The 24,477-nt window shown below is 38.2% G+C and carries 22 protein-coding genes and 1 pseudogene; 5 read left to right on the forward strand and 18 right to left on the reverse strand.

The window, feature by feature from the left end; genetic code table 11:
* Positions 1-289 precede the first annotated feature (289 nt).
* The 15 genes and pseudogenes from hemL to GY23_RS14770 all read right to left on the reverse strand — a co-directional run bounded on the left by hemL (position 290) and on the right by GY23_RS14770 (position 18,678).
* The gene (gene hemL / locus GY23_RS14700; RefSeq protein ID WP_075619966.1) at positions 290-1,579 is read right to left on the reverse strand and encodes a glutamate-1-semialdehyde 2,1-aminomutase; all 1,290 of its coding nucleotides are present in this window, start codon (positions 1,577-1,579) and stop codon (positions 290-292) included.
* Positions 1,579-2,559 (reverse strand): porphobilinogen synthase, encoded by a 981-nt coding sequence (gene hemB / locus GY23_RS18825; protein WP_075620151.1) that lies wholly within the window; start codon positions 2,557-2,559, stop codon positions 1,579-1,581. Before hemB ends, hemL begins: the two co-directional genes overlap by 1 nt.
* Positions 2,560-2,607: 48 nt before the next feature.
* Positions 2,608-3,321 (reverse strand): annotated as a pseudogene (locus GY23_RS18830) (uroporphyrinogen-III synthase); the annotation flags it as partial.
* A complete protein-coding gene (gene hemC, locus GY23_RS14715; RefSeq protein WP_075619967.1) occupies positions 3,314-4,243 on the reverse strand; it encodes a hydroxymethylbilane synthase in 930 nt (309 codons plus the stop codon). The pseudogene GY23_RS18830 and the gene hemC, both read right to left, overlap by 8 nt.
* A gap of 33 nt (positions 4,244-4,276) precedes the next feature.
* Positions 4,277-5,107 carry a cytochrome C assembly family protein gene (locus GY23_RS14720; RefSeq protein ID WP_075619968.1) on the reverse strand — a complete coding sequence of 277 codons (831 nt, stop codon included), beginning with the start codon at positions 5,105-5,107 and terminating at the stop codon, positions 4,277-4,279.
* Positions 5,108-5,538: 431 nt separating this feature from the next.
* The gene (hemA, locus tag GY23_RS14725; protein ID WP_075619969.1) at positions 5,539-6,903 is read right to left on the reverse strand and encodes a glutamyl-tRNA reductase; all 1,365 of its coding nucleotides are present in this window, start codon (positions 6,901-6,903) and stop codon (positions 5,539-5,541) included.
* Between the two features lie 319 nt (positions 6,904-7,222).
* The gene (gene yihA / locus GY23_RS14730) at positions 7,223-7,813 is read right to left on the reverse strand and encodes a ribosome biogenesis GTP-binding protein YihA/YsxC (protein ID WP_075619970.1); all 591 of its coding nucleotides are present in this window, start codon (positions 7,811-7,813) and stop codon (positions 7,223-7,225) included.
* The gene (gene lon, locus GY23_RS14735; protein ID WP_075619971.1) at positions 7,810-10,140 is read right to left on the reverse strand and encodes an endopeptidase La; all 2,331 of its coding nucleotides are present in this window, start codon (positions 10,138-10,140) and stop codon (positions 7,810-7,812) included. Before lon ends, yihA begins: the two co-directional genes overlap by 4 nt.
* Positions 10,141-10,269: 129 nt before the next feature.
* Positions 10,270-11,541, reverse strand: a complete 1,272-nt coding sequence (gene clpX, locus GY23_RS14740) for an ATP-dependent protease ATP-binding subunit ClpX (protein ID WP_075619972.1) — start codon at positions 11,539-11,541, stop codon at positions 10,270-10,272.
* Positions 11,542-11,739: 198 nt separating this feature from the next.
* The gene (tig, locus tag GY23_RS14745) at positions 11,740-13,026 is read right to left on the reverse strand and encodes a trigger factor (RefSeq protein ID WP_075619973.1); all 1,287 of its coding nucleotides are present in this window, start codon (positions 13,024-13,026) and stop codon (positions 11,740-11,742) included.
* A 102-nt stretch (positions 13,027-13,128) separates the two neighbouring features.
* Positions 13,129-14,130: a DUF3196 family protein gene (locus GY23_RS14750; protein ID WP_075619974.1), complete on the reverse strand. Its 1,002-nt coding sequence runs from the start codon at positions 14,128-14,130 to the stop codon at positions 13,129-13,131.
* A 70-nt stretch (positions 14,131-14,200) separates the two neighbouring features.
* Positions 14,201-15,445: an ATP-binding protein gene (locus GY23_RS14755; RefSeq protein WP_075619975.1), complete on the reverse strand. Its 1,245-nt coding sequence runs from the start codon at positions 15,443-15,445 to the stop codon at positions 14,201-14,203.
* A gap of 350 nt (positions 15,446-15,795) precedes the next feature.
* Positions 15,796-16,005 (reverse strand): hypothetical protein, encoded by a 210-nt coding sequence (locus GY23_RS14760; RefSeq protein ID WP_075619976.1) that lies wholly within the window; start codon positions 16,003-16,005, stop codon positions 15,796-15,798.
* 381 nt (positions 16,006-16,386) lie between these two features.
* On the reverse strand, positions 16,387-17,220 hold the full coding sequence (locus tag GY23_RS14765) for an STAS domain-containing protein (protein ID WP_075619977.1): 834 nt from the start codon (positions 17,218-17,220) through the stop codon (positions 16,387-16,389).
* Positions 17,221-17,505: 285 nt separating this feature from the next.
* Positions 17,506-18,678 (reverse strand): acyltransferase family protein, encoded by a 1,173-nt coding sequence (locus GY23_RS14770; protein ID WP_075619978.1) that lies wholly within the window; start codon positions 18,676-18,678, stop codon positions 17,506-17,508.
* Positions 18,679-18,959: 281 nt separating this feature from the next.
* Between GY23_RS14770 and GY23_RS18595 the strand changes: the two genes are divergently transcribed.
* The 4 genes from GY23_RS18595 (at position 18,960) to GY23_RS14780 (ending at position 21,671) form a co-directional block, all read left to right on the forward strand.
* Entirely contained in the window at positions 18,960-19,100 is a 141-nt protein-coding gene (locus GY23_RS18595) for a hypothetical protein (protein WP_211270689.1), read from the forward strand.
* 133 nt (positions 19,101-19,233) lie between these two features.
* Positions 19,234-20,082 (forward strand): DUF1206 domain-containing protein, encoded by an 849-nt coding sequence (locus tag GY23_RS14775; protein WP_075619979.1) that lies wholly within the window; start codon positions 19,234-19,236, stop codon positions 20,080-20,082.
* Between the two features lie 146 nt (positions 20,083-20,228).
* Positions 20,229-20,405 carry a hypothetical protein gene (locus GY23_RS18350; protein WP_161487616.1) on the forward strand — a complete coding sequence of 59 codons (177 nt, stop codon included), beginning with the start codon at positions 20,229-20,231 and terminating at the stop codon, positions 20,403-20,405.
* A 21-nt stretch (positions 20,406-20,426) separates the two neighbouring features.
* The gene (locus GY23_RS14780) at positions 20,427-21,671 is read left to right on the forward strand and encodes an MFS transporter (RefSeq protein WP_075619980.1); all 1,245 of its coding nucleotides are present in this window, start codon (positions 20,427-20,429) and stop codon (positions 21,669-21,671) included.
* Here the strand turns inward: GY23_RS14780 and GY23_RS18835 are convergent.
* Positions 21,600-22,433 carry a helix-turn-helix domain-containing protein gene (locus GY23_RS18835; protein WP_245827676.1) on the reverse strand — a complete coding sequence of 278 codons (834 nt, stop codon included), beginning with the start codon at positions 22,431-22,433 and terminating at the stop codon, positions 21,600-21,602. The two genes, GY23_RS14780 and GY23_RS18835, sit on opposite strands and share 72 nt — an antisense overlap.
* 83 nt (positions 22,434-22,516) lie before the next feature.
* Here GY23_RS18835 and GY23_RS14790 point away from each other — a divergent pair, with 83 nt between their 5' ends.
* Positions 22,517-23,056 carry a Rossmann-fold NAD(P)-binding domain-containing protein gene (locus GY23_RS14790; RefSeq protein WP_075619981.1) on the forward strand — a complete coding sequence of 180 codons (540 nt, stop codon included), beginning with the start codon at positions 22,517-22,519 and terminating at the stop codon, positions 23,054-23,056.
* A 149-nt stretch (positions 23,057-23,205) separates the two neighbouring features.
* Here GY23_RS14790 and GY23_RS14795 read toward each other — a convergent pair whose 3' ends face one another.
* Positions 23,206-23,547, reverse strand: coding sequence for a hypothetical protein (locus GY23_RS14795; protein WP_075619982.1), 342 nt, complete (start codon positions 23,545-23,547; stop codon positions 23,206-23,208).
* A gap of 164 nt (positions 23,548-23,711) precedes the next feature.
* On the reverse strand, positions 23,712-24,119 hold the full coding sequence (locus GY23_RS14800) for a hypothetical protein (RefSeq protein ID WP_075619983.1): 408 nt from the start codon (positions 24,117-24,119) through the stop codon (positions 23,712-23,714).
* Between the last annotated feature and the right edge of the window lie 358 nt (positions 24,120-24,477).

Consider the following 24,477-nt stretch of genomic DNA (forward strand, 5'->3'; position numbering starts at 1 on the left):
GATAGCAGATGAAAGAGGTGGAAAGTTATCACTTTTGGAAATAGTTACGCCACGAACATAAGATTTCACAGACATAGGAAGGGATTCAGATCGCTTTGGACGCCATACTGCTACATATTTCTTTATTTATTATGATGTGGGATATGACTTCGATTATTAAACTACTGGCACTTGAAAGGATTCCAGGGTACTTTGGACCGACATGATTTTCATTCTTTCAGAATTTAAGAATCTTTCCATTTATCAATAAAAAAATCCTGATACTCATCCGAGTACCAGGATTTTCGATTTATGATAATTGTGCAAACACTTTATGGAATGCTGCAACTGTTTTGGCAATATCCTCAGATGTATGGGCAGCAGATAAGAACATGCCTTCAAATTGTGAAGGTGGCAAGAATATGCCTTCTTCAGCCATCAATCGGTAATATTTCGCAAACAATTGTAGATCAGAAGTTTTAGCCACATCATAATTCGTCACAGACTCATCCGTAAAGAAGAATCCAATCATTGATCCTGCACGGTTTACTGTATGCGGGATATGATATTTGGATGCTGCTTCACGGAAACCAGCCTCTAATTGATCAGCAAGGCGATTGAAGTGGTCATACGTTTCTGGCGTTAAACGTGATAATGTTTCAAAACCAGCTGTCATCGCTAGTGGATTACCTGATAAAGTTCCTGCTTGATAGATTGGACCGCTTGGTGCGATTTGAGACATAATTTCTAGTTTCCCACCGTACGCACCTACAGGAAGTCCCCCACCAATTACTTTGCCAAGGCAAGTTAAATCAGGTGTTACATCAAAATGTCCTTGTGCACAATTGTAGCCAACGCGGAAACCAGTCATGACTTCATCAAAAATAAGGACTGTTCCGTTTTCCGAACAAAGTTCACGAAGACCATCAAGGAATCCAGGATTAGGCGGAACTACGCCCATATTTCCAGCTACCGGTTCTACGATAATGGCAGCAAGATCGTTCCCATATTGTTCAAAAACCGCACGTACGCTTTCCAAGTCATTATATGCAACGGTAATCGTGTTTTTCGCTACCGATTCAGGAACACCCGGGCTATCAGGTAAACCAAGTGTAGCAACACCAGATCCAGCCTTAATCAATAGACTATCTCCATGTCCATGGTAACAACCTTCAAATTTCAAGATTTTATCGCGACCTGTGTATCCACGAGCCAAACGAAGTGCACTCATCGTTGCTTCTGTACCTGAAGACACCATTCGGATCATTTCAATTGATGGAACGCGTTCCATCACAAGTTTTGCTAAGTCATTTTCAATCAAAGTTGGTGCACCAAAGCTAGTACCAGATGTCGCCACTTTTTGAATCGCAGAAACCACATCAGGATGAGAATGTCCTAAAATAAGGGGACCCCATGATAATACATAGTCGATGTAGTCATTGCCATCGATGTCCGTAATCGTTGCACCTTTCCCACTCGCCATGAAGATTGGATCCATATCGACTGATTTAAACGCACGAACTGGGCTATTAACCCCACCTGGCATTAAATTAATTGCCTCACTAAATGCTTGTTTTGATTTTTCATAAATACGTCCCATTATTTCTCCTCCAACCAGCGTGCTGCATCTTTCGCGTGATACGTCATGATTAAATCTGCACCTGCACGTTTCATACTTGTAAGTGTTTCAAGTACAATCTTTTGTTCATCAATCCAGCCATTTTGAGCTGCCGCTTTAACCATGGCATATTCTCCGCTGACGTTGTATGCGACTATCGGTAAATCAAAGTTATTCTTCACATCGCGGACGATGTCTAAATAGGAAAGTGCTGGTTTAACAATCAAGAAATCTGCGCCTTCTTCAACATCAGATGCCGCTTCACGCATTGCTTCATTGCGGTTCGCATAATCCATTTGATATGTTTTACGGTCGCCAAATTGAGGTGCACTGTTCGCTGCATCACGGAATGGACCGTAATACGCAGAAGAGTATTTAACTGCGTATGACATTATCGGAATATGTGCAAAGCCTGCTTCATCTAATCCGTAGCGAATTGCCGCCACAAATCCGTCCATCATGTTTGATGGTGCGATAATATCTGCGCCGGCTTTTGCTTGAGCTATTGCTGTACGAGACAATAAATCTAGCGTAGGATCGTTCAAAACCTTGCCGTTTTCAATCACTCCACAGTGACCATGATCTGTGTATTCACATAAACATGTATCTGCAATCACCATTAAATCAGGATGACGCTCTTTGACGAAACGAATTGCTTCTTGTACGATGCCGTGATCGTGAAAAGCTTGTGTTCCTTCAGCATCCTTTTCAAGTGGAATACCGAATAAAATGATCGATGGAATACCTAGCGACACGACTTCATCCACTTCAGCACCAAGATGGTCCAGTGAAAATTGGAAAACACCAGGCATGGAGGCAATTGGATTCTTGATATTTTCGCCTTCAGCGACGAAAATCGGATAAATTAAATCATTTGTATGTAAATAAGTTTCACGAACCATGGCACGAAGTGTGTCGCTGGTACGTAAACGACGATGTCTGTTAAATTGAAGTTCTTTCATTTGTTTTGAGACTTCCTTCCATTGGGCGATTTTCTTAATGAGTGCTAAATAGGTATAGGTTTTCGGCTGAATATGAACCGGTGCTCCATGTTTTTCTAACGCAGCCGCTGTCACATGACCGATTGCCGCTGTCGTAATTCGATTCCAACCCGTTGTTGGGGCAATTTCACGTGCATATACTTCAACCGCTGATGGACTAGCAAAGATCACGATACTGTTGGCATGTTGTTCTATATACGGTAATAATTCTATCGCAGTCTTAACATCTGGCAAAGTTTCATACACAGTCCATTCATCGACTGACTGTACTAGACCTTCTTTAATTGTTTTTTTTGCTAGCGACCCTTTGATAAACAAGCATCTCTCCGAACGGCTAGAGGCCATAGGAAATTGTTGTATAAAAACATCCGCACTATAAATAGTCGGCATAAACGACACACGAAATCCAACTTTTTGTATCGCTTCCGCTGTTTTACTTCCCACTGCCGCAATCTTACATGGAAGATGATTTATACGAACATTATGTCTTACTAGTTTTTGTTCAAAGGCAGCCACTGCATTTTGACTGGTAAAAATAAGCCAATCATAGGAGCGCAGTTCAGCGATAAACGTTTCGTCTTGTGTGGTTACTTCATGTGTTTGTATGAGTGGGAAAATCTGACTTCGCCCACCCATTCGTTCCACTTCCAGCAACGCTTCATTCGTCCTTGGTTGACCTGTAAAGACAATCGTTTGTCCTCGCAAATCACACTCTTTAGACATTCAAATCGGCTCTAACTTGTTGGATTAAATCGTATGCTCCTTGGTCACTCAATATTTTCGCTACAGCTTTACCCGCAGTTTCTGGATCGCTATTCGTAGTCATGTCTTTAAATACTTGCTGTGCATCTGGAGATGTTACAAGGCCCGCAAACTCGACTTTACCATCATTAACTGTAGCAAATCCTGCGATTGGCACTTGGCAACCACCATCCATTGCAAGTAAAAATGCCCGTTCTGCTTGCACAGCTTTCCATGTATCTTCATGCGTGATTTTAGCAAGTTCAGCTAATAATTCTTCATCGTCTTCACGGCACTCAATCGCTAAAGCACCTTGGCCTACTGCTGGTAAACATGCTTCAGTTGATAGATATTCCGTCACCACATCGTCGCTCCAACCGAGGCGTTTTAAGCCCGCTGCTGCTAAAATGATTGCATCGTATTCTTCTGTTTCCAATTTCGCTAAACGAGAATCAACATTCCCTCTGATCCATTTAATTTCAAGGTCAGGGCGAAGTAATAATAACTGTGATCCGCGACGCAAACTACTTGTACCAACGACCGCACCTTCCGGTAAATCCATAAATTTCACATGATTCGTCGAAATGAACGCATCACGTGCATCTTCTCTAGGCGGAACGCACCCAATTACTAGTCCTTCAGGTAGTTCTGCTGGCATGTCCTTCATGCTGTGAACTGCAAAATCAATTTCTTTGTCGTATAAAGCTTGCTCGATTTCTTTTACGAACAATCCTTTACCGCCCACTTTTGACAGTTGCACGTCCAAAATTTGATCACCTTTAGTTACAATTTCTTTTACTTCGAATTCAAATGGTGCTCCTGCTTGCTTCATTTGGTTAATAAACCAATTCGTTTGTGTCAATGCTAGTTTACTTCTTCTAGATCCTACGATAATTTTTCTCACTACTATAACAACCCCTCTAAAATTATGTCAGTTTTAATACCAAAAATGAAACTCCGATAAACGGCTCCCTAAAAAGAAGTTCACTAACACTAACAAAAATGCATATACATGACCCCATGCATAACTTGTCCCATGTAATGTCCCCTTTTGGCGTCGATAAAATAAATAGCCATAAACAAATAACAATATAAATGAACCAATGATTTTCATATCAACCAGTGAAAATTCATTGAGTGATACATAAGCCCATTGCAGTCCAAGAATCAAGCTGACGAGTAAGAAAGGGATACCTATAACAATCGAAACCGTCATCCCTTTTTCGGTTTGATCTAATGAAGGCAGTTTGCCAAACTGTTTTGTCCATTTTTTCTTCTTCAACAAACGGTACAATATATGGTACAGCGTTGAAAAAACAAAAGATAACGAGAAAGCAACATATGACAATATCGCAAATGTCACATGAATGAATAGCAACTCGGAAATGAGTGCTTCACCAATAGGGGATTTTTCTATTTGTACAGGTGCGAATGTATGTATGGTCATGAAAATAAATCCGATTACATTAAGGAAAAACACTGGCACCATTACTCGATAGGTTACGTGGAGCACAATAGATAACGAAATTAATAACCACGCATAGAAATAAATCCCTTCAAACAGTGTTAATATTGGAAATCGTTTCGTTTCAACAATATAGAGCACTAGAAAGATTGTTTGTAAGAACCACACAGTTCCTAGTATCCAGAATGCAATTCGGTGTGCTTTTGAATCTTTATCTAAATAATCAATGAAGTAAAATACAAGACTGATTGCGTAGAGGATCACCATACCTTCATGCAGCCTTGTCATGGTTAAATCCGCCACTACCTTACCCCTTTTTTCCTTACGACATTAAGTTGCCCTTTTACTTGTAGAGTTAACCCCCAACCTAAATGATATTTCGCAAAACTACTCCGCTTTCCCGCGGGAGTCTCCGTAGTTTTGCTCCATATCGATAAATAATGTGGCTATTTATATAGAAGGCTATTGATTTAGAATGAAAACGAAAGAGTGCATTTGCGCCTGCAAAGTCTTTCTGCGACGAGCTTGCGCAGGAGCATGCCCGCTGAGCGTGTTGCTTGAGACCCACAAGTATGTGGTTTTCATACTTGTTGGCTCATGCGGAACGTGCACAAAGCGCAAATGTACGATAAAAATAGAAAAGTTTGGCTAATCTATAACATATCCCTTAAATAAAAAGACGTTTTCGCATGTATAGTTTACCATACAGATACGAAAACGCCTCCTCATTTGAATTAATATGAATAGCCAGGAATCATTGCTTTAATTGATTCTTCACTTTTTGATATGCGTTCTTTTAACGCAATCATTTGTCGTTCTTTTTCTTGCGCTACTTCTTCTTCAATTCCAAATATTTGTTGGAATAATTGGAGTTGTGCTTGAGAATTCGGCGAAGCAGCAAGTTCTTTCGCTTGTAAAATCGGATCTTTCAATAATTGATTGATTATTGATTTTGTATGTTTATTTAAAATTTTGCGTTCACGATCTGTCAGTTCTGGCATTTTGTTTTCAATACTAGCCATCGTGTCAGTTTGAATTTGCATTGCTTTTTGACGAAGTGCTGAAATAACCGGAACGACACCTAAAGTACCGAGCCATTCTTTGAACTGAACAAGTTCTTCTTCAATCATCAACATGATTTCACTTGCAGCACGTTCACGTTCCGCTAAGTTTGCTTCTACAATACCTTGTAAATCATCTATATCATATAAGAATACATTCGGAATATCGCCGATTCGTGGATCTAGATCACGAGGGACTGCGATATCGACCATGAATAATGGTTTTCCTTTGCGTAAACGTTCAACAAATTGCATTAACTCCAAATCAATAACGAAATCAGTAGATCCCGTTGAACTGATTAAGATATCTGCTTCAAGTAGTGCACATTGAAGTTCTTGCATGGATTTAGCTTGTCCGTCAAATTTCTCAGCAAGAATTTGTGCTTTTTCTAACGTACGGTTAATGACCGTAATTTTACCCGCTCCACTGCCGTGAAGGTTTTTAGTTGCAAGTTCACCCATCTTACCGGCGCCTAAAATGACAACATGCTTTTGCTTAAGCGAACCAAAAATTTTCTTTCCAAGTTCAACGGCTGCATATGAAACAGACACGGCATTTTCTCCGATTGCGGTTTCAGCATGTGCACGTTTTGCTAATGTTATTGACTGTTTAAACAATTGATTAAACACGGTCCCTGTCGTACTGTGTTCTTGACCTTCCAAGAAGCTTTTACGTACTTGACCAAGAATTTGTGTTTCTCCAAGCACCATTGAATCGATTCCGGCTGTTACTCGGAATAAATGCTCCATAGCCCCGTCCATTTCATAAATAAACAGGTACGATGAAAATGATTCCATCGGTATTTTAAACCAGTTAGCCAGGAATTGCTTAATATAATATCGTCCGGTATGCAATTGATCCACGACCGCATAAATCTCGGTACGGTTACATGTCGAAACGATTACATTTTCTAGTATACTTTTCTGCTCTTGCAGTGCTTGCATCGCCTGCGGTAATTCGGATTCAATGAAGGATAATTTTTCACGAATTTCTACCGGCGCTGTGCGAAAATTAACACCCACTACGATGGTATGCATGGTTTCATGACACCTCTCACGTTCTATTTCATGCCTTAATTATAACATAGCCATTTTGAAATCAAGGTTTCAAATGTGAACAAGCTATGAAATCAAAGCTGAGTATTTTGTTACATTATAATAATTATAATGTAAGTGTATCAAATCGTTTGAAAAGGGACAATCCTTTTGCTCGTAGGCGAAATTGTCTGTTAATAGCTAGCTTTATATGAGATTTATGTTTAATTCTATACCCCATTTTCCGACAATATACATATAATTTTTTCGAAAACAAAAAACTCTCCAAAAAGCATAAAGCTTCTTAGAGAGTTTAACCGTTCTATTCAAGAATCATACGGCGTTCGATTTCAGCCCAAGCTGCATCAAATCCCATACCAGTTTCAGATGAAAACAGAATCAATGTATCATGCACTTCCATATCAAGCTCGTCACGTACCATTTTCTTGTGTTTTTCCCATTTGCCTTTTGGTATTTTATCCGCTTTGGTTGCAATCACGATACAAGGAATTTGGTGATACTTAAGGAAATCGTACATCATACAGTCGTCGTCACTCGGTGGATGACGTAAATCCACGATTTGAATGACCGCTTTCAGTAAGTCCCGATTCATGATATATTCCTCGATCATCTTACTCCATGCTTCACGAGAAGTTTTCGATACTTTCGCATACCCATAACCAGGAACATCAACGAAAAACAGTTTTTCTTCAATTTTATAGAAGTTCAATGTTTGTGTTTTCCCAGGTTTCGAGGAGATCCTCGCCATACTCTTGCGGCCTATCATTTTATTAATAAATGAAGATTTTCCAACATTTGAACGGCCAGCAAGAGCGAACTCCGGAAAACCATCTTCCGGATATTGCGCTTGTCTGACCGCACTTATTACCAATTCTACGTTATGCACTTTCATTGCATGCCGCCTCCTTCTAGTGCTATTTCTAGCACTTCATCCGCATGCGAAACAAGTTTGAACGTTAAATCTTCACGCACACTTTCAGGTATATCTTCTATATCACGTTCATTGTCTTTCGGTAAAATGATCGTTGTCAATCCTGCTCGATGCGCACTCAATGTTTTCTCTTTGAGACCACCGATTGGCAAGACACGGCCACGCAATGTGATTTCGCCTGTCATCCCAACTTCTCTTCGAATTGGACGTTTCAACAAGGCTGAAACGAGTGCAGTTGCAATCGTGATTCCTGCAGAAGGGCCATCTTTTGGTACAGCACCTTCAGGAACATGGATATGAATGTCATTTGTTTCATGGAAATCAACATCCAAGCCTAATTCATCCGCTTTTGATCGGACAAACGATAAAGCAGTTTGTGCCGATTCTTTCATGACATCGCCTAGTTTACCGGTTAACAGCAATTTGCCTTTACCAGGGGATAATGCCACTTCGATTTGAAGCGTGTCTCCACCAACAGATGTATAAGCCAGTCCTGTTGCTACCCCAATTTGATTTTCCGTTTCTGCTTGTCCATAACGGAACTTATGTTTTCCAATAAGTTCTTCCAAAGTTGAAGGGGTAATGATAATTCGCTTTTTATCACTCGAAACGACTTGTTTGGCTGCCTTACGACAAATTGTAGCAATTTGACGCTCTAAACTACGTACGCCTGCTTCACGTGTATAATAGCGAATCAAATCTAAGATTGCATCATCACGAAGTTGTAGGGTTGATTTAGTTAAGCCATGTTCTTCTAATTGTTTAGGCAGCAAATGATTTTTTGCAATCAATTGCTTTTCAAGTTCCGTGTAGCCCGCAATTGAAATGATTTCCATCCGGTCGCGCAGTGGTCCAGGAATGGAGCTTAGATCGTTGGCTGTCGCAATAAACAACACGTTTGATAAGTTATACGTTTCTTCAATGTAATGATCGCTAAAATTATGATTTTGTTCCGGATCCAATACTTCCAGCATTGCTGAAGAAGGATCCCCACGGAAGTCATTCGACATTTTATCGATTTCATCCAATAAGAAAACAGGGTTTATTTTCCCAGCTTTTTTCATTCCTTGAATAATACGACCAGGCATTGCACCTACATACGTACGACGGTGTCCACGAATCTCAGATTCATCCCGAACGCCACCTAAAGAAATGCGTACAAACTGACGTCCTAATGATTCGGCAATTGAGCGAGCAAGTGATGTTTTACCAACTCCAGGAGGCCCTGCTAAACATAAAATTGGACCGCGAAGAGAATTGGTAAGTTGTCTTACGGCTAAGTACTCCAGCACACGTTCTTTCACGCTTTCAAGACCATCATGATCACGATTTAATATTTTCTCTGCATGGTTGATATCTAATCGGTCTGCCGTTGACTCTGTCCAAGGAAGAGCTACTAGCCAATCTAAATAGTTACGAATAATGCCACTTTCAGCAGCTGCTGCTGGCAATTTTTCATAACGATCTAGCTCTTTTTCCGCAACCTTTAGTGTCGATTCAGGCATTCCGGACTCTTCGATTTTTTTGCGAAGATCGGCAATTTCTCCGGTCTTCCCTTCTTTATCCCCGAGTTCAGTTTGAATGGCTTTCATTTGTTCACGCAAGTAGAATTCTTTTTGTGTCCGTTCCATCGCTACTTTGACACGTTCCGAAATTTTCTTTTCCATATCAATCACTTCTTGTTCATTGTGCAAACGATTGACTAGCCACTCCAACCTAGCAAGAACATCGAAAATTTCCAATACTTCTTGTTTCGCAGTCATTTTCAGTGGCAAGTAAGAAGCGATCATATCGGCTAAACGCCCTGGTTCTTCAATATCTGAAACGGTGTCATATGTTTCAGAAGTTACTTTTTTCGATAATTTCGAGTATTTCTCAAAGTACTGAAGAAGCATACGCATTAGGGCTTCATGTTCAGGTGTTTTCTCTGTTTCATCTGATGATGTTGTAACAGCGACTGTTGCGTACTTTTCACTTTCTGTGTAACTGGTCCAAGTGGCACGGTCCACACCTTCAACCAATACACGTATTGTTCCATTTGGCAATTTAACCATCTGGTTGATATGCGCCAATGTACCGACTTGATAAAGATCTTCTTTTACAGGTTGTTCTACTGACATATCTTTTTGTGCCGCTAAAAAGACGATGCTATCTGTCAATAAGGCTTGTTCTAATGCTGCAACAGATCGTTCACGCCCTACATCAATATGTAACACCATCGTCGGAAAAACTAATAATCCTCGTAACGGTAATAACGGAACAACCTTTTCTTTCGTTTCCTTTGTCATGTGGAAAGTCACCTCCGTTCAATTTTGTCCGATTTATCCGAAAATCAAACATAGTTAAGAAAAAGCTGACATCCGATCTGTGCGTATGCATACGCACGTCCGAAGCCAGCTTTTCTTTCTCAGCTCAACTTACGCTGAAGTCTTTTCATCTTTTTGTTCTAAAACGGTACCGTCTTCTAAAATCAATTTCGGATGTGAAGATTCTTCAGTAACCGATTCTTTTGTGATGACACACTCTTTAATATCTTCACGTGAAGGCAATTCATACATGACTTCTAACATAATCGATTCAATAATTGAACGAAGTCCACGCGCTCCAGTTTTACGCTCGATTGCAAGTTTCGCAATTTCAATTAATGCATCATCTTCAAATGTTAATTGCACATCATCCAATTCAATCATTTTTTGATATTGTTTCACTAAAGCATTCTTCGGTTCAGTCAAGATTTGAACAAGTGCGTTCTCATCTAATTGTTCCAAGCTTGCCAATACAGGTAAACGACCAATAAACTCTGGAATTAACCCGAATTTCAATAAATCCTCTGGAATTAATTGAGATAATAATGAAGCCTCATCTGGATCTTTTTTATTAGGATCCGATCCAAAACCAATCACTTTTTGCCCTAAACGACGTTTAATGATTTGGTCAATTCCGTCAAATGCACCACCAACAATGAACAAAATGTTCGTTGTATCGATTTGAATGAATTCTTGATGAGGATGTTTGCGTCCGCCTTGTGGAGGAACGCTTGCAACAGTGCCTTCTAAAATTTTCAGAAGCGCTTGTTGTACACCTTCACCTGAAACATCACGTGTGATGGATGGATTCTCAGATTTACGTGCAACTTTATCGATTTCATCGATATAAATAATGCCTTTTTCAGCTTTTTCAACATCGTAATCAGCTGATTGGATTAATTTAAGGAGAATGTTTTCAACATCTTCCCCAACGTATCCAGCTTCTGTTAATGAAGTTGCATCCGCAATTGCAAATGGCACGTTCAAGATGCGTGCAAGTGTTTGAGCAAGTAACGTTTTACCACTACCTGTTGGTCCCAAAATTACGATATTTGATTTTGATAATTCGACATCATCAATTTTACTATTTGAATTAATTCGTTTGTAATGGTTATACACGGCTACGGCAAGTGATTTTTTTGCTCGCTCTTGACCGATTACATAATCATCGAGAATCGAAAGAATCTCTTTCGGTTTTGGAACTTCTTTAAACTCAGTTTCTTCTTCTGTACCGAGTTCTTCTTCAACGATTTCTGTACATAAATCAATACATTCGTCACAAATATATACACCGGGTCCTGCGACCAGTTTACGAACTTGTTCTTGGGATTTACCACAGAAGGAACACTTTAAATTCCCTTTTTCATCATTAAATTTGAACAAAATATTCACCCCTATTCAAGCCACAATCTTACAAGATTATTCTTACAGAATCAACTAATAAGTCTGAAGAATACTCGGAAGTCAATTTTCCAGTATCTCATATCTTTTGATTTAATCTTAATTTACTACCTATGTATGAGAGAAAACAAGGCACGGATATGATGTCCGTACCTTGTTTTCATAAAGCTAGTATGGAAATTATTTTGAAATTTTAGCGTTTTCAACTAAGAAGTCAATTGTTTTTTGCATACGGATATCGTTTTCTAATGCATTCGTTCCACCTAGTGCTGTGTGGATTTGCTCAGCAGTCATGTTGAATTGAGCTGACATTTTTTCGATTTCTGCATTTAATTCATCTTCAGATGCTGTTAGACCTTCAGCCTCAGCGATCGCTTCAAGTGTTAATGAAACTTTCACACGTTTACCTGCATCTTCAGTCATTTGAGCACGAAGAGCTTTTTCATCTTGACCTGAGAATTGGTAGTAAAGGTCAAGGTTCATCCCTTGTGATTGCAAACGTTGAGCAAAATCTTTAAGCATATTTTCAACTTCTGAATCGATCATTACTTGTGGAATGTCGATTGTTGCATTTTCAGCAACTTTTTCTACTAAATCATCTTTAAGAGCTGTTTCTGAAGCAACTTTTTTCTCTTCAGCAGTTTTCTCTTTTAATTTAGTACGAAGTGCATCGATACTTTCAACTTCGCTATCAACTTCTTTAGCGAAATCATCGTTTAATTCAGGAAGTTCTCTTCCTTTAACTTCTTTCACTGTTACTTTGAAAGTCGCTTCTTTACCAGCAAGTTCAGCTGCATGGTATTCTTCAGGGAAAGTTACTACCACATCTTTTTGTTCACCAGCTTTTAAGCCGATTAATTGCTCTTCGAATCCAGGAATGAATGAACCAGAACCAATTACAAGTTCGTGATCTTCTCCAGCTCCGCCTTCAAACGCTTCTTCACCTAAGAAACCTTCAAAGTCGATTACTGCAGTATCACCATCAACGATTGCTTCATCTTCTTTGATTACTAACTCAGCTAAGCGAGTTTGTTGATCTTTTAATTGTGCTTCAATTTCTTCGTCTGTTACATTTTTGTCTTGTTCAGTTACTTCAATCCCTTTATAGTCGCCAAGTGTTACTTCAGGACGTACTGTAACTGTAGCTTTGAAGATAAGGTTTTCGCCTTGCTCCATTTTTTCGATGTCGATTTCCGGGCGATCAACAGGATCGATTCCAGCTTCATCAACTGCAGCTGCATATGCATCTGGAAGAATGAAGTCTAAAGCATCTTGGTATAAAGATTCAGCACCAAAACGTTGTTCAAACATTTTACGTGGCATTTTCCCTTTACGGAAACCTGGTACGTTAATTTCTTTTACAACTTTTTTGAAAGCTTTGTCTAAACCTTCGTTTACTTTTACCGCTTCTACTTCTACTGTTAGAATACCTGTGTTACCCTCTTGTTTTTCCCATGTTACTGACATATATTCAACCTCCATCATTAAATTCACTTGTTATAATCATGTTTCTATATGATTTTGACAACCATTCTAGTATAGCATAACTCATCATACTTTCAACTTTTTTCACAAACCACGCATTTCAAAAAGCACATCAATCTTCACGATTAAGTCATTCAACTCTCCGACATTCGGCACGTCTTCCCCAAGCATTGCCCCCACGTAACATATGTATGCTTCTGCAACTTCCTTCTCATTAAAAGAAAACCACTCAAATGGATAGGTTGCAAATGAGTGTCGAATGATCAAATCATGGACCATCTCAAGCTTGGTTGGATTTTGCACTAACTCTTCACCAGTTAGATGCAAAACAGCCTCCACTTTCGAACTTTGAGACGGTTCTGGCAAACTATTTGGTGTAACTTCAGCTTGATGACCTAGTTTTTCAATTGTTACCGTTCGATTAATTCCTTGATGAACCATCAGGAGTAACGCAAATGATTTGGTAATCGGTGAGATAAGCTGATCTTCGATTAATGTCACAAGGTCATTTTCAATTGATGTTAAGTCTTCCCCGTCCAATTCAACCAATAATTGTTGCTGCTTATCCTCTGAAAACTGTGAAAAAGTTTCTAATTGGAAGTACGTGGCATCAATTTGATTATTATGCGGAGCATCTTCTAACGGGAGGTGCTCTTTTTGTTTTGAGACTCGTGAATTCAATTCTAGTAGTTGTTCGAAATTTTCGATTTTTTCAGGGGGAATAACCCCTTCTTCCAACAGTGATTCCACTATTTCTTTGACCTCTCCAAAACGACGGAGTTCCATTAACACGGTCACATATAGCTCCATCGTTTCGAAGTAATAAGTGGGTCCTAGTTTTAATAATTCCTCGCAAATGGCGCAAGCTTCTTCATATTCTCGAACTTCGTACAATGAATACGCATAGACACCCAGTGTTTGTTCATCTGCTTCTATGTAGGTCAATGCTTGTCTAATTGAATCCACGGCTAAATCATATTGAAAATCTTCAGCATGTTTAAGTCCTTCAGATATAAGCCTGTCCACCATACCCGGAAAGACGATGATGTTTTCTTTTGTTTGAAGTTTTCCGTACTTTTTACGCATTGTGGATTCCGCCTTTCTCTTGCGTATAATAGTAGCACAAAACCAAAAATGGACGCGACTGATAATGCGTTTACTTATTTTTAGTTGGTATGGTAATCAAGAAAGTGGTGCCCTTCCCCTTTTTGCTTTCCACACGGATTTCGCCTTTTACTTTGCTTATGGTTCCATATACCATGAGCATTCCTAAACCTGTACCCTCTTTTTTCGTAGAGTAATACGGCTTGCCTAATTGTAAAATCTCATCATTTGTCATGCCAATGCCGTTGTCTTTAATTGAAATCATCATGTTTCGATCCTGTTCATATCCCTCAATTAGTAAAGTTCCCCCGACATCTTTCATCGATTCTATGCCATTTTTGCATAAATTAATTAAACACTGCTGCATTTGGTTTTTATCGTACCTTATCTTGAGAGAACTGTTGAACCTACACTGTATGTCAACTTGATACATCAGAGCATATGGCATCAATATATTTTTCACATACTCCACTTCTTTTACCATCGTGTCATGCACCATATGCGCTGATTGGGGTTTAGCGAATGCCAAAAAGTCATTCAAAATGTTTTCTGCCCGTTCCAGTTCATTCAAAGAATAGTCTAGATACATTTTTTCATCCGAGTTAATGTTAGTCGATTCTTTTACAATTTGTATAAATCCTTTGGTCACTGTGAGTGGGTTTCTGATTTCATGCGATACACTTGCCGAAAGCTCACTCATCACATGTAGACGCTCTGAATGAAGAAAATTTTCACGACTTTTGATATTGAAAAGGATTCTTTCCATCATCAACAAATTCAAGGCGATCACGATGATGTGTGTTGTAAGTGCAGAGAAAACGAGCAACCAATACCCGTGGGTCAATTCATCGAAAAATGAGCTGAGCACCATTAAATACAGACCCATCGTAAACACTGCTGCACTGATCCCCATGATCAATCGTGTCCTTGTTGCAGATTTATTGAATGTCTTACTTAACAATGGAATCGCTATAAAAATAACTGTCGAAAAAAGGAATGATTGCATGGTTCCTTCTCCACCGATTATCATTCGGTAAATATTTAATAGGAGATATAATGGGAACACCATTTTGTGCCCGCCATAAAGTGCCACAATGATAAAAGGGATATAACGTAAATCAAATATAAACCCAATCTCCAGTTGGATTGGGTATAGCATGCAAAGACTCATTGATATCGAGGAAACGATGACGATGAACCATTTATTGAAAATGTTTATATGATTCTCAAAAAAGACCGCAAAAAATAAGACCGGGAGGATCAAAAACAAAATATTTACTAACAAGGTTTCAAACAAGCGGATTCCCTCCTCTCATCAATCAATCATAACGTAAGAAAGAATTATACTTCTTTTATACCCTTTTTGTCGTTTTTCATCAAATAAAGTCATTATTTGTCGAATCATAAGAGTGAAGTGCTAGATTGCAAATTGCGAGACATTACTTTAGTAGTAAAAACAGTTTACGTTTTCTTATTCATGCAAAAGCTAATACCTATCGTTTTCTTTCTATTATCCTCAAAAGAATAACCGCTCTTGAACGTGAAGAGTCACTGTTCATGAGCGGTTTCTTTTGACTTATTAAACTAAATTTAAAGAGGGCATGTAATAAGAGCAATATCCCCCCCCTTTTTCAAAACCTCTGAAAATCAACGTGATGTTCTAACTTCTGAACAATTTGGACATTTTTTCTGATTGCTAGTTTTAAATTTAGTTAATGTTTTTTCAAAATTATTTCCACATGAACATTTTAACAGTAGTTTTTGCGAGTATCCTACATACTCTTTAGAAAGTAATTCACAATCTGAATTCTTCTTAACATACTCCCTTATATTTTCAATCGTCCATTTTTTATTCATATTTACACCTCCGATAGTGAATCCGAATTTAATCACAGGTAGAAGTTTCGAATTGCTTCTTGTTAATTAGGCTCGTTATTCCCAATTAATCTGATTTCCCTATTATAGCATCACTTACGCGGCCCTGGTTAGACTCTAATTATTCTCATAACTTAATCTTCACCCTTGTATTTTGCAGATAAAGTCATCGGTTTTTCCTGTTGGATCGTCAATGATTAATATCTGTACATTCACATAAGTTCGCTGTCTGATGTTCGCTTTCTTGGCGTGCTCATGCCGTAATACTACATATCTCCTCAATCTCTATCATTTTTTGGGGTAAACAAAAAGCACAACTCGAATGAGTCCTGCTTTCTTAATCGCTTATATGTTAAAAAATTTTCAAACAAAATCACCTAGAGCTTGCTCTACATTTGCTGTCATTTTTATCCCGCTGAAATCCAGTCCAATACCAATAATAGTCTGAGCAACTTCTGGTCGAATTCCAGTCAAGATTGATTCAACACCTAGTAGCTTGAGAGCATCAATTACTTTGAAAATCTCACCAGCTACCATTGTATCTACAATGTAAACACCAGATAAGTCAATTATTAATTTTTCGAGTTGTAGTCTGTTAGCTGTTTTTAAAGTTTCTTCAATCAATAATTTTGCTCTTTCCGTATCAATATTCCCGATTAATGGCAATATGGCTACGCCTCTTTTTAAAGGTACAACCGGAACAGATAATTCCAATACTGCGGTTTTAGCATTTATCATTGTAGATTTAAAATGAGTAATATACGTTAGGCTAAAGGCATATGCAGCATGATCCATTAAAGGGTCAATAATCGAACCTATTTTAAACACTATATCGATTGACATATTGTTTTTCTCTATTTCATTTTTAATTTCTCTCCAAATATATGAACGATAATATCTCGTATCTTTTAAGGCCTCTTCAAGTGGTGCACCCGATTTGAAAATCAATTCCCCAGTTTCATTACCCCAATTTGAAATTATTTCAATGGATTTTTCTTCATCTAATTGGTCCCTTAGTACTTCTCCAAATAGGCTAATAAAATGAGCACGAATATTGATTAATTCATTCTCATAGGGAGCTACCTGCTCTCTTAAATCCTCTGTATATTCAGCTAATCTTCTATCGTTTACATTTTTTGCGATGTGAAATTTATTCTCTATTATTCTTTCACCTAAAAATACTATTTCATTATCCACTTTTCTGCCCCCTGAAAATCCGTATCGATGAACACAACTTTAAAAGTTCAACAAAAAAGGAATTACTCCTTCTTGTTTCTATGATAATCAAGAAGCACTCAGATGGAATGTCTTGACAACTTTTGTGTCATTTATATTTCTTAATTAACGAGCTAATAACACTGAATTCTGTAATCGTTTCTGTAGGAAACCCCGGCCTATTGCATTAAAACTAACTGCTTCATATAATTTGGGTTTCTTTACTTCGCTATATAAGTCCTATTATGATTTTCATTGTTGACCTACTCAACTTTTTTGTTTTCTTTTCCTGTTAATTATCAAGTCCGATAATCTCTTACCGATTTTTATTGTAGGAGCCTCTACCCACTTATAAGTGATTTCAGCAACAACTAAAGATAGAATCACCGCGACAACAAAAGACCATTCCAAAGTAATTATGTTTCTCAAAAGTATTGTAGTAACCATGATTACCGGTACATGGACCAGGTATAAGCTATATGAAACTTTGCCTAACCACAGTAATGGCTTTCGAGTTAATAATTTATCTGCTAAATCCGAATTAAGTATTACTACAAATAAGATAATAATACCGATTAGTGCGATTCCTTGTTCAATCATCCAAAAATTTAGATTCAACGGTATCAAAAAACCTTTTGAATTAATTAAGATTAATGAGAAAACAAACACACCTAATTTAACCCACCATTTTGTTCGGTTTATAAACTCTACCCGATTACGGTACTTTGCTAAAATAGAACCACAAACAAAGAAAACTGTAAACCAGGCGGACATTGTGAAATCACTCCAGATACTTTCAACAAATTCATTGTCTGTCAGGGTTTTCAAACCTTGGAAAAACGCTATCCCAAAAATAATTAAAGCCATTGATAGTGTAAAAGATTTTATAAATTTATATTTATAAATGATTAAAACGAATAAAGGAAATACAATAGAAATTCGCATTTCATGGAACAAAGACCAAACTACACCATTAACATTTGATAAATCCTCTGGAATCATGAACAGAAAAGATACAAAAGCTTTTAAGGTTACTTGATGATCCCACCTGTTTTCGTAAATCTCACTTAACCCAGCATTCTCTTTGAAATCAAAAAAAGTAACGGCAAGTAATGTGGAGACTAACATTATGACTATATATGGTATATAAATTCTAAAAAACCTCTTAACGATATAAGCTGAATATAATTGAGGTTTTCCATTAAAAACAGGTAAAGATAATACAAAACCACTTAAAACGAAAAATAATAAAACAGCTTCGTTCCCTGCCCATACTATTTTTAATGGCGAAAGTGTTATAACTTCCATAACTTTATTTTCGAAAACATGATTATTAGCGTTGTAGAATATTACATATGAAGTTAAACAATGAAAAATCACAACAATTAATGCTGCAACACCCCGTAATGAGTCCAAAGATTCGATACGCTTTTTATTCATTGTTCCCCCTCCTTTCCTAGATTACCTAGGATAGCACACCCGAAAGGAAAGTATGCAAAATACTATTGTTCCTACGTGGTAACGTCTTCCATTATTAATAGATTTCCAAAACTTTTTGTTTAATCCTACTATTGTCAAAGCATTTTGAACATTTTAGTATAAGTCGTAGTTAAGATGTTTGGTTGTGAAGTCTAGCGTAATTCACATTAACTGTTTGTATTTAGAGGGTTATATATTGGATAGATGAATTAATCATAATAATTTCTTTAAGTAGATTTTAGATGAAATTATTAAATGCTCTATTTAAGAAAAAAGAAGACTTCAAAGAAAAGGTGTCAGATAAAGCAGCATCAATAAAAATCAAAAAAAAGAACCTCTCTGCTAGGAAAGGCTCATTAATCTATAACCAAAGTGAGCATTGAAAGAATTTCTCCATTTTTCTCAGAAACATTATTTTCTGGGTGAATTGTCACGCTTGTAAATAATGGTTGTTTCTTTTTACGATGAAACGGGGACTTCATATAATAAGAGAATTGTAGAGGAAGTGTGCATTATATGAATTCGCCGGCAAAAACAGCAACAAAAGAGAAAATGAGAGAAATGAAACCGTGGGTGCGTCGTTTTGGTCGTTTAGGTTATATGGCTAAAGGTATCGTGTACGGAATGGTTGGGGTACTCGCAGCGTTAGCAGCATTCGGACCCGGAGGCGATATGACTGGGACATCTGGTGCTCTTCAATCAATCGCCGAAATGCGATTTGGTGAAGTTGCATTATGGATTATCGGAATTAGTTTAATCGGTTACATCATATGGGATTTTATTAAAGCGATTAAGGATCCTGAAAATGAAGGAACTAATACAAAAGGCCTGATTAAAAGAACTGGTTATTTCATCAGTGGAGTCATTTATACGAATTTAGCATTTGGTGCAATAAAATTAGCTAGTCACACAGGGAACGCTAGTGGTGGCAATTCGGAGAAAACGATTTCGGCTAAGTTAATGGAACAGCCATTTGGCGTATGGTTAGTTGGATTAGTAGGAGCAATTATTATTGGATATGGCGTTTACGAACTTTATAGTGGTGTAAAAGAGAAATTCATGTCTAAATTCAAAACCTATGAAATGAATGATAAGGAACGTAAAATTGCACGATTGTCAGGTAAACTAGGTCTGATTTCACGGGGGATTGTTCTAAGTATGGTCGGATTTTTCTTCATCCGCACAGCATACACACATAACCCTGATGAATCAAAAGGGCTTGGCGGTGCTTTAACAGAGTTAGCAAGCCAACCATTCGGCCAGTTTTTACTGGCTATAGTGGCAGTTGGATTAATTTCATATGGCGTCAACCAAATTATTCAAGGACGCTATCAGCATATGAGTTTTGGATCTAACGGAAAATAGTATAGAGGTAAGTGATGAGGGAGCTACCAATTATGATTACGTGGTAGCTTTTGTCGTTTAGAAATGTTTGGTGGGATTCGCCACATTATCGGCTATACACTCCGAATTCAACACAAAGGAGTTTCATTTTTAACATTGAATATGAATTGGAAGAAACCCAGGAACCTTGTATTAACAAGATTACTGGGTTATTTGATTTATCCATTTGGTCTTTGGCTGCTCCCTATATAGAAGGGCTAAAACCAATTCCAATAATTACTCTACTGAATATTGCCATGAAAAACAGCAAGATTCATATAGATGAGCAAAAAAATACAGCGTAACCTGTAAATGAGGTGATTACGATGTATCGAAATGCATTGAAGAATAAAAGCGTTTTATATTATTTGGCAGGGGCTGGCATTTCACAGTTAGGCAATGTACTTGCAGGGCTTGCCTTTCTTTTTATATCCTATGAACTGACTCAATCGGCTAGCCTTACCACAGTAATCGCCATTTCACAGGCCGTCCCCTATTTGTTATTCGGTTTAATTGGCGGTGCCATCGCAGACCGTGTCAATAAAAAAAGGCTATTGTTATGGATTGATCTTATTCGGGTTCCGATCATTCTCTCACTGGTTGTCATCTATCAACTAGAGAGTTTAGCTTTCTGGCATTTGCTATTCGTAAGTTTTGTAATTCAGAGTCTCGGCTGTTTTTATAATCCAGCGTACCGGGCTGTTTTGCCTCTCGTCACGCCAGTGGATGACCGAACGACGGTTAATAGTCTGCTTGATATTGTCACGAGAGGGGTCCAGGTGCTCGGTCCTGTTTTCAGTATCGGTCTATTGAGTTCAGGGAACACCATTCATTTTTACTCGCTTGATGCGCTTACGTATGTTTTGAGTGCATTTTTCATCTTAAAAATTCATTGGGTTCAACCGATCCACGAGGATAATGCACTTGTAGAGAAAAATCAAGGAATCTTCCAATCGATTTTTGATTTCTTTCGGTGGGTAAAAGAAGAAGTGACGATTAAAACCTTGTTTATGGCGACGTTTTTGATGGTCTTTTTCAACACTTGGGTTTGGCAGGTCGGATTGCTCTTGCTGCTTCTAAAAAACTATCCGAGTCAGGGCGAAGAACTTTATAGTCTCTTATTGGGATGGTTTGGCGCAGGTGTAATCATTGTCAATGTGGTCATTCCGTTTCTCTGGAAAAGATTAACTTTCGCCCTTTATCTTTGTGGCTCTATCGTATGGGGAATCGGAATTTTTGTCTTGGGATTTGCAACAAACCTTCCCCTTTACTTGCTAGGTGTGCTGATTGTTGCAATCGGACTGCCAAACACCGGTCTTACCCGTGTTTATTTGATTCAGACACTGGTTCCAAGCTATAAACTAGGTAGGGCATTCAGTTTTAATGCGGTCATTCTCTATGGATCTAATGTGATTTCCTTGATGCTATTTGGCGCACTCGCTACTTTCATCGAGATTAGTTCCCTCTTTATTTTCTGCGGCAGTATGATGGTCTTTTGCTCAGTTTTCTATTTGATTCGAATTGTTTCTACGGAAAAAGCTAGGCGAAAATCCGTAGAGTCGTTTAAATAACTGATTGTAAACGGCAACGGAAGAAAACCCGCAGCTAATCGCAATATCCGTAATGGACCGTTGGGTATGCAAAAGCAAATCCTGAGTTCTGACAAGCCGATATAGTTGGAGCCAAGAATAAGGTGAAACGCCAATTCTTTCTTTAAAAAGGTGAGCAAATTGAAATTTGCCAATATCTAGTAGCGCTGCCATTTCATCTAGACTCCAGGCATGCTGATAATCATCTTTTAAGGCCTCCATCACCTGAACAAGTGCCGGCTGGGTGGAGCGAAAAGGTTGAGTATTCAGATTAGAGGTATGTGTCCCAATGGTTGTCTTGACCAACAATAGACTTAATTGAGCAAAGCTGTGCTCTAAGAACACTTCAGAAGACCGGCTTCCATTTTGCCCTTCCATTAGCATATACTGCTGAACAAATTGGACCCATTGCTCAACGAGTGGATTTTTTTGTGTCGTTTGCGCAAAGAAAAGATCCTCCCGAATGACAGAAATGGCAGCCGTCGCCTCGTTGAGAAATGCCGAATCCAGTTCAACCAAAAATTTATGGTCTTCTACTGAAATCTGTCTATGTTCGTCATGCGGATTGAAGACCATGAACTCATTTTCAGTTAATGAAAAATCGTTTCGTCTGCTTTGGTACTGCATGGAGCCTTTTAGCGAAAACATGAATTTGTAACACGGGTCGTTCCGCCAGAGACTTTCCAATTTCTTTTGACCTGTAGATAACAACAAACAGTTAGACGCTTCCAGTAAAGCAGTCATTGATTTCACCCTTTCTAACATTTCAACAAGGAAATAATTCAATTTAGAAGAACACCATTTCACTCAGCAAAGGAATGATTTAATTGAAACATGCACTTGTCATTGGCGGTACAGGCATGCTGACCAACGTTTCCGTATGGTTATCGGTAAATGGTTATCACGCTTCTGTAATTGGTCGGTATCCCGAGAAGATGCAACGGCTCTTAGAACAAAATCCTGCACAGATGACACCAGTCTTAGTTGATTACACGAATACCAAAGAATTAGCGGAACAATTACATCGTATACAAAAAAAGAATGGTCCAATTCACTTGGTAGTTGCTTGGATCCATTCAACCGGACAAAATGTGATTCCATGTTTAACAGAATCCCTTTCTAATTCCCAGCCATGGAAATTATTCCACTTGAATGGCAGTAGTTCGAACTTACATGAAATCAAAGCCAAAACGGCAGTTCCAATACATGTTCACTATCATCAAATCCTGCTTGGGTTCAAGATAGAAAGTGATATGTCCCGATGGTTGACAAATGAAGAGATTTCCGATGGTGTCATAAAAGCCATTCGAGAAGAAAAATCGGAACATATTATCGGAACGATTGCACCTTGGGAGAAACGACCATAGGAATAGGCAGTATAGGCAATTCCCATATATAGTATCTTTTATTATTATCATACTCTTAAACTAGACCTAATTGTTTCATCCGTAAGACTGGTTTTTCTTATAAACTTATAGCTAATTAACCCCTTCTGTAAGGAGTTTTTGAATATACATCAACAATTAAAAAGTTCGTAAAAGTACACTTTTCGAACTATTAAAAGTAACAAGAAAAAGCTACCCTCAAAGGATAGCTTTTCTTCACCAATACCTTTGTTTTTTGAGTAAGCTTTTAAGGCAACTCCTATCATGATAGCCGAGGTGAAAACTTCGAAAATGATATAACTGGCTTTCTTGCCGTCTCGATACCCATGGTGAGGTGGATATCGAACTGGACGGCAATCAGGTACGATAAATCTAGTCGTTTTCCTCCGTTTTCTTTTGTCTATAACTTTTTCCACATTATGTGTGTTGCTTTCGAATGATGCTTGTCCAGTTGTAAAAGTTATAATAAACAAAAAAAGAGCCTTCTCCGTTAGGAAAAGACGCGGTTTTCTTACTATCAGCTTCTTAGCAAGATCTCTATTTCTAATGTCTTTCGATACCTCTCGCGATTGCTCAATACGGAATTTCTGATATAAGTTCGTTTCGTTGTTTACTCATAGTGTTTCAATATTTTCTCTTAGTCTATTACCGTATATTCTCCGAATACGTCACCATCTGCGACGAGGATGCCACTTTCCATTTCGTAGAATGAAACAATTGTTGAATCCGGGAGTGCGTCTTGGACCTCTGTCCCTGTTTTTGTAGCAAACGACTCTTTATCAGAGACACTAAATCCTGTCCAAGCCGTATCAAAGATAAATACATCAACTTGATAGTAAGAACCTGTGTGCTCGGATGACATTTCTGCTATGACCCCGTCAGAATTATCGACAATTCCTTGTAGAGTAGCATTTATATCTTCGTATATTTCGGCTCCACCTACTTCCTGTATTACAGGTATTGCGGAAGTTGACCACACGAAGGCGTATATTACACCTACTACAGCAATTACCCATGCCATGTTTATTAAAACTTTTCTAATCACTTTCTTTTCCTCCAAAAATCATAAATGGTTAAAATTAGTATAAACGTAAATACACGGAAGTCAATTAGTTTTCATACTATTCGTGTAATATTTTTAGTCTTTATTAATCATTACCACGATCAATAGCTTTATCTAAATCGGTTGAATAAATCGCAATTTATTACTGTAATATTGAAATATCACTATGGCACATTTAAGCATTTACAGTAAATATGCTGAATCCTGCTTGAATTTTATTCTTGCAAAACTTCGCCGCAACCCATGAGGGCTGATACTTAATTGCTATTGTCTGCCTACTGTCTAATTCAATTAGTGTTTTAACGATTTGACCAGTTGCGATATCGGTATCATGTCCTTC

It is taken from the genome of Paenisporosarcina indica, from assembly GCF_001939075.1.
In the GTDB taxonomy this organism is placed as follows: domain Bacteria; phylum Bacillota; class Bacilli; order Bacillales_A; family Planococcaceae; genus Paenisporosarcina; species Paenisporosarcina indica.

Bases quoted from the DNA above. Each gene is read 5' to 3' on its own strand.
- hemL (WP_075619966.1), bottom strand. From the start codon at position 1,579: ATGGGACGTATTTATGAAAAATCAAAACAAGCATTTAGTGAGGCAATT.
- hemB (WP_075620151.1), bottom strand. From the start codon at position 2,559: ATGAAAGAACTTCAATTTAACAGACATCGTCGTTTACGTACCAGCGAC.
- hemA (WP_075619969.1), bottom strand. From the start codon at position 6,903: ATGCATACCATCGTAGTGGGTGTTAATTTTCGCACAGCGCCGGTAGAA.
- yihA (WP_075619970.1), bottom strand. From the start codon at position 7,813: ATGAAAGTGCATAACGTAGAATTGGTAATAAGTGCGGTCAGACAAGCG.
- lon (WP_075619971.1), bottom strand. From the start codon at position 10,140: ATGACAAAGGAAACGAAAGAAAAGGTTGTTCCGTTATTACCGTTACGA.
- tig (WP_075619973.1), bottom strand. From the start codon at position 13,026: ATGTCAGTAACATGGGAAAAACAAGAGGGTAACACAGGTATTCTAACA.
- GY23_RS14750 (WP_075619974.1), bottom strand. From the start codon at position 14,130: ATGCGTAAAAAGTACGGAAAACTTCAAACAAAAGAAAACATCATCGTC.
- GY23_RS14760 (WP_075619976.1), bottom strand. From the start codon at position 16,005: ATGAATAAAAAATGGACGATTGAAAATATAAGGGAGTATGTTAAGAAG.
- GY23_RS14770 (WP_075619978.1), bottom strand. From the start codon at position 18,678: ATGAATAAAAAGCGTATCGAATCTTTGGACTCATTACGGGGTGTTGCA.
- GY23_RS18595 (WP_211270689.1), top strand. From the start codon at position 18,960: ATGAAATTATTAAATGCTCTATTTAAGAAAAAAGAAGACTTCAAAGAA.
- GY23_RS14775 (WP_075619979.1), top strand. From the start codon at position 19,234: ATGAATTCGCCGGCAAAAACAGCAACAAAAGAGAAAATGAGAGAAATG.
- GY23_RS14780 (WP_075619980.1), top strand. From the start codon at position 20,427: ATGTATCGAAATGCATTGAAGAATAAAAGCGTTTTATATTATTTGGCA.
- GY23_RS18835 (WP_245827676.1), bottom strand. From the start codon at position 22,433: ATGACTGCTTTACTGGAAGCGTCTAACTGTTTGTTGTTATCTACAGGT.